Here is a 13,896-nt window from a genome sequence, read left to right on the forward strand (position 1 = left end):
GCTACCCTGCCTGCATGGACGATGCGAGCCGGATCGCGAAGGACAGCAAGGACTGGACGTGGGTGCTGGAGCGCCCGTGCCCGGACTGCGGCGCCGACGTGCGGCGTCTCGGTCCGACGGACGTCGCCGCGGCGGTGCGCGCGAGTCTGCCGCAGTGGACGACGCTGCTCGAGCGGCCCGCCGAGGAGCTGCGCCGGCGGCCGGCGCCGGCGACGTGGTCACCGCTGGAGTACGCCGCCCATGTGCGCGACGTCTTCGGAGTGATGCACGAGCGGCTCCGGCTGATGCTCGACCGGCAGGATCCGCCCTTCCCGGACTGGGACCAGGACGAGGCCGCCGTCCAGGGCGCCTACCACCGGCAGGATCCCGCGGAGGTCGCCGCAGCGCTGGACCCGGCCGGCCGGCGCTTCGCCGCCGTGCTGGAGGCCGTCGACGCCGAGCAGCACTCCCGGCGCGGGCTGCGCGGCGACGGCTCCGAGTTCACCGTGGTCACGCTGGCGCAGTATGCCTGGCACGACATCGCCCACCATCTCTGGGACGTGGGGATCGATCGTGGGTGAGCGCGCCGAGCGACCCGCCGGGGCGGAGGAGGACGACCCGCTGGTGGAGGAGGACGACCCGCTGGTGGAGGAGGACGACCCGCTGGTGGAGGAGTTCATCGCGCATCTGCGGCTGGAGCGCGGACTCTCCGAGCACACCATCCGCTCCTACGCCGGCGACCTGCGTCAGCTCGCCGGCCGCGTCGGAGGGCTGCGCGGCCTCGACCTCGCCGAGATCCGCACCTGGCTGGCCGATCTGCACGCCGGAGGCGCCTCGCGGGCGACGCTGAACCGCAAGACCGCCTCCGCGCGGACCTTCACCGCCTGGGCCCACCGCCGCGGGCACCTGGCCACCGACCCCTCCGTGCGGCTGCGCACGGCACCCGGCGGCCGCCACCTGCCCGACGTGCTCCAGGACCGGCAGATCCAGGCGCTCACCGACCAGCTGTCCGACGCCGCGCAGATCCCGGCGGAGCCGAGCACAGCGGAGCCGAGCACGCCGGGACCCGCCCCGGGGGAGTCGGCCCCGGAGGAGCAGGCCGAGCCGGATCCGATCGCCCGCGCCATGGCGCTGCGCGATGCGGCGATGATCGAGCTGCTCTATGCCACCGGGATCCGTGTCTCGGAGCTGGTCGGGCTCGACCGCGGCTCCTTCGAGCCGGAGCGCCGCATGGTCCGGGTGCTCGGCAAGGGGGACAAGGAACGCATGGTGCCCTACGGGATCCCCGCCCAGCATGCCCTGGACGCGTGGTGGGAGCAGGGCCGGCCGCTGCTCGCCGTGGCCGAGTCCGGAGCCGCGGCGTTCCTGGGACGCCGCGGCCGGCGCATCGACGTCCGCGTGGTCCGCCGCGCCGTCGACGCGCAGCTCGCCGCCCTGGGCACCACCGCGGCCCGCGGGCCGCACGCGCTGCGCCACTCGGCGGCCACCCATCTGCTCGACGGCGGGGCGGATCTGCGCGCCGTGCAGGAGCTGCTCGGCCATGCCTCGTTGAGCACCACCCAGGTCTACACCCACATCTCCGTCGACGGCCTGCGCCGCGGCTACGGCCAGGCTCACCCGCGGGCGTGAGCGCGGGCCGAGCCGAGGCGGCAAGCACCCGCGCCGGTCGCCGGGGACGTAGAGCGAGGCGACGCACCACGCCGCGGGACGCGGTCATGCCGGACGGCCAGTGCGGCCCTGTTAAGCTGTGTCACGGGGAGAGCTCGATCACAGATGTGGCGTATCACGCACATCTGATGCAGAATTGGTCTCGCGACAACTGAATGACGGTTCCATGACGGATCCACCATCGGGATCACCGCTGTCGGACGTAGGGGAAGACGTACCAACAGCACGATGGAGGATGGTCATGTCTGAACACACGGCCCGGGGTGTCCTGCACATCCACTCGGCCCCCACGGCGCTCTGCCCGCATGTCGAATGGGCAGTGTCCTCAGTGGTGGACGCCCGCGTGGACTTCCAGTGGGAGCCCCAGCCCGCATCGCCCGGCACCCAGCGCGCCGAGCTGAGCTGGCGCGGTCCTCAGGGGATCGGCGCCACGCTGGCCTCGTCGCTGCGGAGCCTGTCGCATCTGCGCTTCGAGGTCACCGAGGAACCCTCGCCCGCGTGCGACGGCAGCCGGTGGTCGCACACGCCCGAGCTGGGCATCTTCCACGCCACGACGGACGTCCACGGCAACATCATGATCTCCGAGGACCGCGTCCGCTGCGCCTATGAGCGCGGCGCCGGCGACCCGTCGGTGGTCTATCAGGAGCTCTCGCTGGCTCTCGGCGAGGCCTGGGACGAGGAGCTCGACCCCTTCCGGCACGCCGCCGAGGGCGCGCCGGTGCGCTGGCTCCACCGCGTCGGCTGAGCCGGCGCCCTCGCCCCGGACCGGCCGACCCGGCGACGTCGTCCTCCTCCATCGACGACGTCGCCGACCGCACTCCTGCCGCCCGATCGCTGCCCCGCGCAGCGGTGCTTCCCATCAGCCCCCCATGACGACGGGCGACCGTCCCCGACGATCCGAGGGATCGCCCGGGCCGGTCGCCCGTCGTCATGGATGGAGCGGCTCGCGACCCGTCAGACGGTGCGGAAGGCCACCACGGAGTTGTGCCCGCCGAAGCCGAAGGAGTTGCAGACGGCGACCTGGTCGCCGGCCGGCAGCTGTCGCGGGGCGCCGGTGACCACGTCCAGCGGCAGATCGGGGTCCTGGTTCTCCAGATTGATCGTCACCGGCGCACGCCGTTCGTGCAGCGCCAGCGTGGTCAGCACCGACTCCACCGCACCGGCGGCGCCGAGCAGATGGCCGGTCTGCGACTTCGTCGCCGAGACGCAGACCGAGTCGAGGTGGTCGCCGAAGGACGAGCGCAGCGCGGCGTACTCGGGCTTGTCCCCGACCGGCGTCGAGGTGGCGTGAGCGTTGACGTGGGTGACCTCGGAGACCTCCGCCTCCGCAGACTCCAGCGCGCGGTTCAGCGCGCGGGTCGCGCCGAGGGCCTCCGGGTCGGGAGCGGTGATGTGGTGGGCGTCCGAGCTCACTCCGGCGCCGGCGAGCTCCGCGTAGATGCGGGCGCCGCGGGCCTTCGCGTGCTCCTCGGACTCGATGACCAGCGCGCCGGCGCCCTCGCCCATGACGAAGCCGTCGCGGTCGACGTCGTAGGGGCGGGAGGCCGCCGCCGGGTCGTCGTTGCGCCGGGAGAGAGCCTGCATCGAGGAGAACGCCGCCAGCGGCAGCGGGTGGATGGCGGCCTCGGTGCCGCCGGCCATGACGATGTCGGCCTCGCCCTCGCGGATCATGCGGATCGCCACGTCCAGGGCTTCGGTGCCGGAGGCGCAGGCGGAGACCGCCGTGCGCGCGCCGGCTCGGGCGCCGAGGTCCAGGCTGATCGCACCGGCCGCCCCGTTGGGCATCAGCATCGGCACCGTCATCGGCATCACGCGCCGCGGGCCGCGCTCGCGCAGCGTGTCCCAGCTGTCCAGCAGGGTCCAGACGCCGCCGATGCCGGTGGCGAAGGAGACGCCGAGCCGGTCGCCGTCGACGTCCGCGTCGGCCAGACCGGCGTCGGCCCAGGCCTCGCGGGAGGCGACCATGCCCAGCTGGGTGGAGCGGTCCATGCGGCGGGTCTCGGGGCGCGAGAGCACCTCGGAGGGCGCCACCGCCGCCTCGGCGGCGAAGGAGACGGGCAGGCTGTACTCCTCCACCCAGTCGTAGTCGAGAGTCGTGGCGCCGGGCGTGCCCGCCAGCGCGTTCTGCCACAGCGTCGGCACGTCGCCGCCGAGCGGAGTGGTGGCGCCGAGGCCGGTGATGACGAGACGGCGTGTCATGGATCTACCTCTGGTTCGCTGGGAATGGCATCAGGTGGATGGGAGGGGATGGGCGGGAGGTCGACGCGAGTCGACGGGGTGCGGAGTCGGCCGGCGCCGTCGTCGACGACGCCGGCCGCAGCTCCGGACACCGAGGCTGTCGGGGGATCAGCCCTCGGCGTTCGCGATGAAGTCCACCGCGTCGCCGACGGTGGAGAGGTTCTTGACCTCTTCGTCCGGAATCTTCACGCCGAACTTCTCCTCGGCGTTGACCACGATGGTCATCATCGAGATCGAGTCGATGTCCAGGTCCTCGGTGAAGGACTTGCCCAGCTGGACCTCCTCGGTCTCCAGGCCGGTCTCCTCGTTCACGATCTCGGCCAGTCCGGCGAGGATCTCGTTCTTGTCAGCCACGGGCTGCTCCCTTCGTCGTTGTACGGTCCGACGGCCCGCCTCCGCGGAGGGACTGCGGGTCGTCGTCGAGTGCCTCAGGTGTCCCTGACGCGTCTCACCCCGCCGTCCGTGCTGGTGGACGGCGGGACATCTTCCTGTCCGGGACCGGCGTCGGCCGGTCCGCCGCCTCCATTCTCCGTCGCGGGAGCGGTCCGGGGCGCGTGGGCGCGCCCGCACCGTCCCGGGCGGGACCGTCGAGGCGGTGACGGTCGGTGCTCACGGCAGGCGGACCACCTGAGCACCGTAGACGAGTCCGGCGCCGAAGCCGATCTGCAGCGCCAGACCGCCGGAGAGCTCGGGATCCTCCTGCACCAGCCGGTGCATCGCCAGCGGGATCGAGGCCGCCGACGTGTTGCCGGCGTCGGCGATGTCGCGGCCGACGGCGACGTGCTCGGGCAGAGACAGCTGCTTGACCATCTCGTCGATGATTCGGATGTTGGCCTGGTGCGGCACGAAGGCCACCAGGTCCTCGGCGGAGATCCCGGCGGCGTCGAGGGTCTGCTGGGCGACTTTGGCCATCTCCCAGACCGCCCAGCGGAAGACGGTCGGGCCGTCCTGGCGCAGCGTCGGCCACAGCCGCTCCTCGGCGTCGAGCAGCCGCGAGGCGTCCTGGGTGCGGCGGGCCTCGGCCAGGGCGTCGCGCAGCGGCAGCAGCGAGCCGTCCATCGAGACGGTGCCCCACTTCTCGCCGTTGGAGCCCATCAGGCTCGGCGAGATGCCGGCCTCCTCGGACGGGCCGACGACGGCCGCGCCGGCGCCGTCGCCGAGCAGGAAGGACATGCTGCGCTCGTGGTCGTCGATGAAGTCGGAGAGCTTCTCGACGCCGACCACCAGCACATGCCGGGCGGTGCCGGCGCGGACCAGCGCGTCGGCCTGGCCGATGCCGTAGCAGTAGCCGGCGCAGGCCGCCGAGATGTCGTAGGCGACCGCCGCCTCGGTGCCCAGCCGGTGGGCCAGCTCGGCGGCCGCCGACGGCGTCTGGTACGGATGCGTCACGGTGGCGACGATGACCGCGTCGACGTCGGCGCCGGTCAGCCCGGCCTGCTCGATCGCCTCGCGCGCTGAGTCCTCGGCCATGTCGACGACCGAGACCTCCGGCCGGGCACGGTGGCGGGTGACGATGCCGGTGCGCTGGCGGATCCACTCGTCGGAGGAGTCGATCCACCGGCAGATCTGCTCGTTGTCGACGATGACGTCGGGGCGGTGCGCGCCCAGCCCCATCACACGGGAGGCCTGGACGGGGGCGGGCTGGTTCAGAACGGCTGTCACGGCGGGTGGGTCCTTGTCCTGGGTGGTCGGGGGACGACGACGCCGGGGCGCGGCGCCGTCGGCGGCAGTGTGGTCAGGCGGCGTGCTCGGCGAGGAACGCCCGCGCGTCGTCGAGGTCCTCGGGGCTCTTCACCGCGAACGAGGGCACGCCCTTCAGCCCGCGCTTGGCCAGGCCGGTCAGCGTGCCGCCGGGCAGCAGCTCCAGGATGCCGGTGACGCCGCGGGCGGACATGGTCTCCATGCACAGGTCCCAGCGCACCGGCCGGGTCACCTGGTCGACCAGCCGGCTCAGCACCTCCGCGCCGTCGGCGACGGTCTCGCCGTCGCGGTTCGACAGCAGCGGCAGCGCCGGGTCGTCGCTGGTGAAGGAGGCGACCTCCTCATCCAGGCGCCGCGCGGCGGGGGCCATGTGCTCGGTGTGGAAGGCGCCGGCGACCGGCAGCGGGATCACCCGGGCGCGCTGCGGCGGCTCGGCCTCCAGCGCGGCGATCGCCTCCTGCGTGCCGGCGGCGACGATCTGACCGGGACCGTTGGCGTTGGCCGCGGTGAGCTCGTGATCGGCGATGGCCTGCCGGACCTCCTCCTCGACGCCGCCGACGACGGCGGCCATCGACGTCGGCGTCGCCGCGGCGGCCTCGGCCATGCCGGAGGCGCGCACCCGGATCAGCCGCATGGCCTGCTCCTCGGTCAGCGCACCGGCCAGCGCGGCGGCGGGCACTTCGCCGACCGAGTGGCCGGCGACCAGCAGCTGCTCGCGCGAGGCGCCCGCCGGGGCGGCGCCGGCGCCGAGGCCCAGGGCGCGGGCGGAGAGCAGGCTCGCGGCGACGATGAGCGGCTGGGCGACGGCGGTGTCGCGGATGGTCTCGGCGTCGGAGGAGGTGCCGTGGGTCAGCAGGTCGGTCCCGGCGGCGTCGGAGAGGCGCGCGAGCGTCTCGCGCGCGGAGTCATCCTCGATCCACGGGGAGAGGAAGCCGGGGGTCTGGGAGCCCTGTCCAGGGCAGACGATCGCTAGCACACTACCAACTTTCCATATCGGGCCGACGCTCAGCGGGTCATGGGCGGACCAAGCTCCGCGCGGCGCGTTGTGGAGACTCTACAAACGGGCGACGGGTCCGAGTCTACAACCGTCCCACCGCCAGCGCCGTCTGCAGCACGTACGCGTCGCGCGGGACCATCGGATCCCACCCGGTGACGTCGGACACCCGGCGCAGCCGGTAGCGCACCGTGTTCGGATGGACGAAGAGCTCGCGGGCGGCGGCCTCCAGCGAATGGCCGCCGCCGATGTAGGCCGAGACCGTCTCCATCAGGCCGTTGCCCGCCGTCGACAACGGGGCGAAGACCGCCTCGCGCAGCACGGAGCGGGCGGCGTCGTCGCCGGCCAGCGCCCGCTCGGGCAGCAGGTCCTCGGCGGCGACGGGCCGCGGGGCCTGCGGCCAGGCGGCCGCGGCGGTGTAGCCGGAATGGGCGGCCTCCGCGCATTCGTGGGCTCGGCCGATCGGCCCGTCGATGCGGCTGTAGACCACCCGGCCCTGGCCGAAGCGCGGCATGATGCGCTCCAGCCCCGCCTCCAGGCCCTCGACGCCGCCGAGGAAGAGCACCAGCCGGTCGCCCTGGACGCCGACGACGGCGTCGGCGGCGAAGCGCTGGCACTGGCGCCGCAGGTGGCTGAGGAACAGCGCGTCGGTCTGCTCCGGCGCGTCGCCGACGACGACCACCACGCCGTCGGCGCTGCGCCAGCCGACGGCGGCCGCGCGGGAGTCGATCTGCTCGGCGGGCTCGCCGCGCAGCACCGAGTCCACCAGCAGCGCCTCCAGTCGGGAGTCCCAGGCGCCGCGCGATTCGGCCGCGCGGGCGTAGACGTCGGCGACGGCGAAGGCGCATTCGCGCGAGTAGCGCAGCACGGCCTCCAGCGTGGCCTGCTGGGCCTCGGCGGGGACCACCGCCGGCAGCCGCAGCTCCACGGCCTCGACGATGCTGCGCACCAGCTGCAGGGCCCGCTGCAGCGAGACGGTGCGCATCAGGTCGCTCGGCGCGGAGCCGAGCAGCTCGTTGACCAGCGTCAGGGACCGGTGATCGGGATCCTCCAGCCAGTTGACCAGGCCCTGGATGCCGCGCTGGGCGATCAGCCGCAGCGAGGCCCGCTCGTCGGTGCTCAGCTGGCGGTACCAGGGCAGCTGCTCCTCCAGATGCCGGTTGACCGCAGTGGTCAGCGTCCCGACCTGGGACTGCAGCAGCCGCAGGATCTCCTCGTCCACATGCGGGGCCGTCGGAGGCGGCCCCGCGGGCGCAGGGTCCGCCGACGCCGCCGGGTCGGGCAGCGAGCCGGGAGGGGAAGCGGTCATGCTCGGCACCCTAGACCCTCGACGTGTCCGCAGGCCAGTTGTGCATTCCCTACAAAACAGCCGTCCCCGTCGTCGCCGCCGGCTCCGGAGTCCGGAGGCGGCGGCGACGACGGGGACGGCGGAGACGCCCGCGGCGACGGCGAGGAGTCAGTCCTCGTCGGCGGCGCCGGAGGTGCCGGCGTTGACGTCGCTGAGCTGGTACTGCTCGTAGGCCTTCTCGGCCAGCGACGGATCGACGGATCCCTCGTCGGCCAGCATCTGCAGCGCACGCACCACCATGGAGTGGGAGTCGATGCGGAAGTGGCGACGGGCCGCCGGCCGGGTATCGGAGAATCCGAAGTCGTCGGCGCCCAGCGTGGCGAAGCGGTGCGGGACGAACTGCCGGATCTGGTCGGGGACCTGGGTGGAGAAGTCCGTCGAGGCGACGATCGGGCCCTCGGCGCCGGCGAGCTTCTGCGTCACGTACGGCACCTCCGGCTCCTTCTCCGGATCCAGCATCGCGGCCTGCTCGACGTCCAGGGCCTGGCGCCGCAGCTGGTTCCACGAGGTCACCGACCAGATGTCGGCGGAGACGCCCCAGTCGTCGGCCAGCAGCTGCTGGGCCTCCTGGGCCCACGGGACCGAGACGCCGGAGGCCAGCAGCTGGACCTTCGGCCCGTCGGTCTCGCCGACGGAGACCCGGTGGATGCCGCGCAGGATGCCCTCGACGTCGACGTCCTCCGGCTCGGCCGGCTGGGTGACCGGCTCGTTGTACACCGTCAGGTAGTACATGACGTTGCGGTCGATCTCGACGCCGTCATGGTCGCCGTACATCTCGTACAGTCCCCGCCGCATGATGTGGGCGATCTCGAAGCCGAAGGCCGGGTCATAGTGCTTGACCGCCGGGTTGGTGGCCGCCAGCAGCGGCGAGTGCCCGTCGAGGTGCTGCAGCCCCTCGCCGACCAGAGTGGTCCGGCCGGCCGTGGCGCCGACGACGAAGCCGCGGCTCAGCTGGTCGGCGGCGGCCCAGAAGGAGTCGCCGGTGCGCTGGAAGCCGAACATCGAGTAGAAGATGTAGAACGGGATCATCGGCTCGCCGTGGGTGGCGTAGCTCGTGCCCGCGGCGGTGAAGGCCGCCGTGGCCCCGGCCTCGTTGATGCCCGGGTGCAGCAGCTGGCCCTTCTCGGACTCCTTGTAGGCCAGCATCAGCTCCCGGTCGACCGAGATGTAGTTCTGCCCCTTGGGGTTGTAGATCTTCGCGGTGGGGAAGAACGAGTCCATGCCGAAGGTCCGGGCCTCGTCGGGGAACATCGGCACGATGCGGTGCCCGATGTTCTTGTCCCGCATCAGGTCCTTCAGCTGGCGGACCAGGGCCATCGTGGTCGCCGCCTGCTGCTTGCCCGAGCCCTTCTTCGCCTGGGCGTAGGCCTTGTCGCCGGGGAGCTCGAGCGTGTTGACCGGCTCGCGGCGCTCGGGCAGCGGCCCGCCGAGGGCCTTCCGGCGCTCGTGCAGGTACTTGATCTCCTCGGCGTCCTCGCCGGGGTGGTAGTACGGCACGTTGTACGGGTCGGCCTCGATCTGCTCGTCGCTGACCGGGATCCGCAGCGTGTCGCGGAAGAGCTTGAGGTCGTCGACCGAGAGCTTCTTCATCTGGTGGGTCGCGTTGCGGCCCTCGAAGCTCGGCCCCAGCCCGTATCCCTTGACCGTCTGGGCCAGGATCACCGTCGGCTTGCCCTCGGACTGCGCGGCGGCCTGATAGGCGGAGTAGACCTTCTGGTAGTCGTGCCCGCCGCGCTTGAGGTTCCAGATGTCGTCGTCGGAGAGGTCGGAGACCATCTCCTTGGTCTTCTCCGACCGGCCGAAGAAGTGCTCGCGGATGAACTCGCCGGACTCGGCCTTGTAGGTCTGGTAGTCGCCGTCGAGGGTCTCGTTCATGATGCGGACCAGCTCGCCGTCGTCGTCGCGGTCGAGCAGCTGGTCCCATTCGCGGCCCCAGAGGACCTTGACCACGTTCCAGCCGGCGCCGCGGAAGAAGGCCTCCAGCTCCTGGACGATCTTGCCGTTGCCGCGCACCGGACCGTCGAGGCGCTGCATGTTGCAGTTGATCACGAAGGTCAGGTTGTCGAGCTTCTCGTTGGCGGCCAGCTGCAGCATGCCGCGCGACTCGGGCTCGTCCATCTCGCCGTCGCCGAGGAAGGCCCAGACGTGCTGCTCGGAGGTGTCCTTGATCCCGCGGTTCTGCACGTAGCGGTTGAACTGCGCCTGGTAGATCGCGTTCATCGGCCCGATCCCCATCGAGACGGTGGGGAACTGCCAGAAGTCGGGCATCAGCCGCGGGTGCGGGTAGGAGCTCAGCCCGTGCGGCGCCTGGGACTTCTCCTGGCGGAAGCCGTCGAGGTCCTCCTCGGACATCCGGCCCTCCAGGTAGGCGCGGGCGTAGTTGCCCGGCGAGGAGTGGCCCTGGAAGAAGATCTGGTCGCCGCCGCCGGGGTGGTCGGCGCCGCGGAAGAAGTGGTTCAGCCCGACTTCGTAGAGCGTCGCCATGCCCGCGTAGGAGGAGATGTGGCCTCCGACGGAGATGCCCTCCTTCTGCGCGCGGTGGACCATGATCGCGGCGTTCCACCGCAGGATCCGGCGGAAGCGGCGCTCGAGCTCCTCGTCGCCGGGGAACTCGGGCTCCTGGTCGACCGGGATGGTGTTGACGTAGTCGGTGGTGGTCACCATCGGGATGTCCACGGACTTCGCGCCCGCCCGCTGCAGGAGGGTGCGCACGATGTACTCGGCCCGCTCCGTGCCGTGGATCTCCAGCAGCTGGTCGAACGACTCCAGCCACTCCCGGGTCTCCTCCGGGTCACGGTCGGGGAGCTGATTCGTCAGACCGCTGCGAATGTGCGAGTTCTCTTCACCAGCGCTCACAGGTACCTCTCTCAATGGGTCGGCGATGCGACTCCGTGCTCCGCGGACATGGGTGGTCGTGCGGCGGAGTCGTCGAGGTTCGGGCGCGACCGTCAGGGTGAGGGCGCGCACTTCTCCTCGCAACTTTACCCCCAACGGCCGCCGGCGCACGTCGCCGAGGCGGTGCAGGCGGCTCCCGCGCCGCCAAGTCGCGGACCGAGCCGGTGAACATGACATCGCGACCCGACGGGGAGCCCTCGGTGTGGCTCTTCCCACCTGTGCGGCGGCGGACGTACCGTGGAGCAGGGACGCCGAACGACGTCGCGCGATGCCGTGCGGCCCGGAGCCGACGTCCCACGCCACGCCCCGCCCCGGGGCCCGCCACTGAAAGAGAGGGACAGACAGGTGAGCCAGGCAGCCGCTGCCGAGGACCCGCTGAGCGCCGACCCCGGCCATGGATATGACGCCGCATGCAATGTGGTGGACTCATCGGGACTGCTGGGGGAGCTGGGCTTCTCCGCCGACCACCTGGTCCAGGAGATCGGCGTCGACGACGACGTCGACGAGGACTTCCGCCGCCGGCTCGAGGAGCTGCTGGACGAGGAGCTCATCGACGAGGACTCCCAGGAGGTCGTCGACGCGGTGCTGCTGTGGTTCCGCGACGGCGACGACGATCCGGTCGACGCGATGATGGACGCGCTGACCACCCTCGACGAGGGCGGCGTGGTCTGGATGCTGACCCCGCGCTCCGGCCGCGAGGGCTATGTCCCGCCGGTGGAGATCCACGACGCGGCGGCCAACGCCGGCCTGCATGTGACCTCCTCGGCCGGGGTGAGCGAGAACTGGGCGGCCTCGAAGCTCGTCGCGCGCAAGTGAGCGTGCCCCTGCCTCGCGGGGGAGCGGAGGACGTCGACGACGGCGGGCCACGGATCGGCGATGCCGCGCCGCCGGCGGTCGGCCGGACCCACCACGGCGAGGAGCTGCGTCTGGAGCAGCTGGTCGGGGCCCCGGTGCTGGTGATGTTCTATCCCTTCGCCTTCAGCCGCGTCTGCGGCTCGGAGCTGGCGGAGCTGCAGGCCCGCCGCGACGAGCTGCGCCGGCTGGACGTGCGGGCGCTGGCGGTCAGCTGCGACGCGATCCACAGTCTGCGGGCCTACGCCGAGCATCTGGTCGCGGCCGCAGAGGACAGCGGGAGCGCCGAGGACGCCGGCACCGCCGACGGCGCCGCGGCCGGCGACGAGCTCGCCGTCGAGCTGGTCAGCGACTTCTGGCCGCACGGGCGCATCGCCCGGGACTTCGGGGTCTTCGACGCCGAGCGCGGCGTCGCGACGCGGACGAGCTTCCTGCTCGACGCCGACCTCGTCGTCCGGCATGTCCAGCAGGTGCCGACGCACCAGGCTCGGGACCTGGACCAGACCCTCGAGGTGCTGGCCCGGCTGAGCCGGCCCGGATGAGTCGCGGAGGGCCCGTGCCGGCCGACCCGCGGGACCCGGCCGGCGACTGAGCGGCCGCCGTGGCGCATCCCATGGTCTCCGTCGGCGGCCGCGGGCGGCGTCGGCGCCCGCCTTTCGCTTAGAGTGGAACTCCGTGAGCACCACGACTGAGACTTCGACGGCCGCGCGAGGCGGCGCTCTGGACCGATACTTCGAGATCACCGCCCGCGGGTCGACATGGGGCCGCGAGATCCGCGGCGGGCTGGCGACCTTCCTGGCGATGTCCTACATCGTCGTGCTGAACCCGCTGATCATCGGAGCCTCGGCCGACTCCACCGGGCACTTCCTCGGCGGCGGCACCGAGCCGAACCTGCCCGCCGTCGCCGCGGCGACCTCGCTGGTCTCGGGGCTGATGACCATCCTGATGGGCGTGGTCGGCAAGTTCCCGATGGCGGTCTCGTCCTCGCTGGGGCTGTCGGCCTTCATCACCTACGGCATCGTCGTGCTGCCCGGCATGACCTGGGCCGATGCGATGGGCCTGGTGGTCATCGAAGGCTTCATCCTGCTGCTGCTGGTGCTCACCGGCTTCCGCCAGGCCATCTTCGACGCCGTGCCCGCCCAGCTGAAGACCGCCATCAGCGTCGGCATCGGGCTGTTCATCGCGCTGATCGGGATGATCAACGCCGGCTTCATCCAGAACGGCGGCGGCACCGCCCTGGAGCTGGGCGCCGGCGGATTCCTCTTCGGCTGGCCGCTGGTCATCTTCCTGGTCGCGCTCTTCGCGCTCTTCGCCATGTGGGCGGCCAAGATCCGCGGCGCGATCCTCTACTCGATCGTCGGCGCGACGGCGCTGGCCATCACGCTGGAGTCCTTCCTGCACATCGGCGCCGTCGGCGAGGACGGGGAGAACCCCTACGGCTGGGAGCTGACGGTCCCGACGCTGGACCAGGACTGGTTCACGCTGCCGGACTTCTCGCTGCTCGGCGGCTTCAACCTGCTGGGCTCCTGGGAGAGCATCGGCATCATCGCCGCCGCGCTGGCGGTGTTCACCCTGCTGCTGGCGAACTTCTTCGACCTGCTCGGGACCATGGTCGGCGTCTCGAACGCCGGCGGCATCAAGGACGCCGACGGCGGCGTGCCGTGCTCGCGGCGCATCATGGTCTCCGACGCGCTGGGCACCATGGGCGGCGGACTCGGCGCGACGTCGGTGAACTCCGGATTCATCGAGTCGACGGTCGGCGTCGGCGACGGCGCGCGCACCGGTCTGGCCAACGTGGTCACCGGCGTGCTCTTCCTGGCCACGATCGTGCTCTCGCCGCTGGCCGCGGTCATCCCGACCGAGGCGGCCTCCGCGACGCTGGTGCTGGTCGGCTTCCTGATGATGCAGCAGATCACCCGCATCGACTGGACCGACCCGGAGATCGCGATGCCGGCGTTCATGACTCTGGTGCTGATGCCGTTCTCCTACTCCATCACCAACGGCATCGGCGCCGGCTTCATCACCTACGTGGTCATCAAGATCCTGCGCGGCAAGGCGAAGCAGGTCCACCCGCTGATGTATGTCACCGCCGCGCTGTTCATCCTGTACTTCATCTCCGGGCCCATCCAGAACGCCGTCGGCGCCGGCTGACCGACGGTCCGCCCGATCCGGATGATCCGCTCGATCCGGACGATCGGGCCGGACGGGACGGACGGCGCGC

General features: G+C 71.9%; 12 protein-coding genes. 6 read left to right on the forward strand and 6 right to left on the reverse strand.

Translation table 11 applies throughout. The features are described from left to right. The first annotated feature begins 14 nt into the window (after positions 1-14). The 3 genes from ABD652_RS05715 (at position 15) to ABD652_RS05725 (ending at position 2,392) form a co-directional block, all read left to right on the forward strand. Positions 15-560: a DinB family protein gene (locus tag ABD652_RS05715; protein ID WP_344719129.1), complete on the forward strand. Its 546-nt coding sequence runs from the start codon at positions 15-17 to the stop codon at positions 558-560. Continuing rightward, positions 553-1,608 (forward strand): tyrosine-type recombinase/integrase, encoded by a 1,056-nt coding sequence (locus ABD652_RS05720; RefSeq protein WP_344719131.1) that lies wholly within the window; start codon positions 553-555, stop codon positions 1,606-1,608. Before ABD652_RS05715 ends, ABD652_RS05720 begins: the two co-directional genes overlap by 8 nt. Before the next feature lie 280 nt (positions 1,609-1,888). After that, positions 1,889-2,392, forward strand: a complete 504-nt coding sequence (locus ABD652_RS05725) for a DUF3145 domain-containing protein (protein WP_344719134.1) — start codon at positions 1,889-1,891, stop codon at positions 2,390-2,392. A 209-nt stretch (positions 2,393-2,601) separates the two neighbouring features. Here ABD652_RS05725 and fabF read toward each other — a convergent pair whose 3' ends face one another. The 6 genes from fabF to aceE form a co-directional block, all read right to left on the reverse strand. After that, positions 2,602-3,846 carry a beta-ketoacyl-ACP synthase II gene (fabF, locus tag ABD652_RS05730; RefSeq protein ID WP_344719137.1) on the reverse strand — a complete coding sequence of 415 codons (1,245 nt, stop codon included), beginning with the start codon at positions 3,844-3,846 and terminating at the stop codon, positions 2,602-2,604. A gap of 147 nt (positions 3,847-3,993) precedes the next feature. Then, positions 3,994-4,239, reverse strand: coding sequence for an acyl carrier protein (locus ABD652_RS05735; protein ID WP_010524628.1), 246 nt, complete (start codon positions 4,237-4,239; stop codon positions 3,994-3,996). A gap of 255 nt (positions 4,240-4,494) precedes the next feature. Beyond that, entirely contained in the window at positions 4,495-5,499 is a 1,005-nt protein-coding gene (locus tag ABD652_RS05740) for a beta-ketoacyl-ACP synthase III (protein WP_344719424.1), read from the reverse strand. Between the two features lie 121 nt (positions 5,500-5,620). Further along, positions 5,621-6,562 carry an ACP S-malonyltransferase gene (locus ABD652_RS05745; protein ID WP_344719142.1) on the reverse strand — a complete coding sequence of 314 codons (942 nt, stop codon included), beginning with the start codon at positions 6,560-6,562 and terminating at the stop codon, positions 5,621-5,623. Between the two features lie 103 nt (positions 6,563-6,665). Further along, complete coding sequence (locus tag ABD652_RS05750) at positions 6,666-7,889, reverse strand: PucR family transcriptional regulator (RefSeq protein ID WP_344719144.1); 1,224 nt, start codon at positions 7,887-7,889, stop codon at positions 6,666-6,668. Positions 7,890-8,036: 147 nt separating this feature from the next. Next, positions 8,037-10,784 (reverse strand): pyruvate dehydrogenase (acetyl-transferring), homodimeric type, encoded by a 2,748-nt coding sequence (aceE, locus tag ABD652_RS05755; protein ID WP_344719146.1) that lies wholly within the window; start codon positions 10,782-10,784, stop codon positions 8,037-8,039. 384 nt (positions 10,785-11,168) lie between these two features. Here aceE and ABD652_RS05760 point away from each other — a divergent pair, with 384 nt between their 5' ends. The 3 genes from ABD652_RS05760 (at position 11,169) to ABD652_RS05770 (ending at position 13,826) form a co-directional block, all read left to right on the forward strand. Continuing rightward, complete coding sequence (locus ABD652_RS05760; protein ID WP_425574547.1) at positions 11,169-11,639, forward strand: DUF3052 domain-containing protein; 471 nt, start codon at positions 11,169-11,171, stop codon at positions 11,637-11,639. Continuing rightward, a complete protein-coding gene (locus tag ABD652_RS05765) occupies positions 11,636-12,217 on the forward strand; it encodes a redoxin domain-containing protein (RefSeq protein WP_344719148.1) in 582 nt (193 codons plus the stop codon). The genes ABD652_RS05760 and ABD652_RS05765 overlap by 4 nt, the downstream gene beginning before the upstream one ends. A gap of 133 nt (positions 12,218-12,350) precedes the next feature. Then, complete coding sequence (locus ABD652_RS05770) at positions 12,351-13,826, forward strand: NCS2 family permease (RefSeq protein ID WP_344719150.1); 1,476 nt, start codon at positions 12,351-12,353, stop codon at positions 13,824-13,826. Positions 13,827-13,896 lie beyond the last annotated feature (70 nt).

The sequence above is a fragment of the Nesterenkonia halobia genome (assembly GCF_039536005.1).
Lineage (GTDB): Bacteria > Actinomycetota > Actinomycetes > Actinomycetales > Micrococcaceae > Nesterenkonia > Nesterenkonia halobia.

What these genes read in the sequence shown, in the direction of transcription:
- ABD652_RS05725 (WP_344719134.1), top strand. Translation starts at nt 1,889, where the DNA reads ATGTCTGAACACACGGCCCGGGGTGTCCTGCACATCCACTCGGCCCCC.
- ABD652_RS05750 (WP_344719144.1), bottom strand. Translation starts at nt 7,889, where the DNA reads ATGACCGCTTCCCCTCCCGGCTCGCTGCCCGACCCGGCGGCGTCGGCG.
- ABD652_RS05740 (WP_344719424.1), bottom strand. Translation starts at nt 5,499, where the DNA reads ATGGGGCTGGGCGCGCACCGCCCCGACGTCATCGTCGACAACGAGCAG.
- ABD652_RS05715 (WP_344719129.1), top strand. Translation starts at nt 15, where the DNA reads ATGGACGATGCGAGCCGGATCGCGAAGGACAGCAAGGACTGGACGTGG.
- fabF (WP_344719137.1), bottom strand. Translation starts at nt 3,846, where the DNA reads ATGACACGCCGTCTCGTCATCACCGGCCTCGGCGCCACCACTCCGCTC.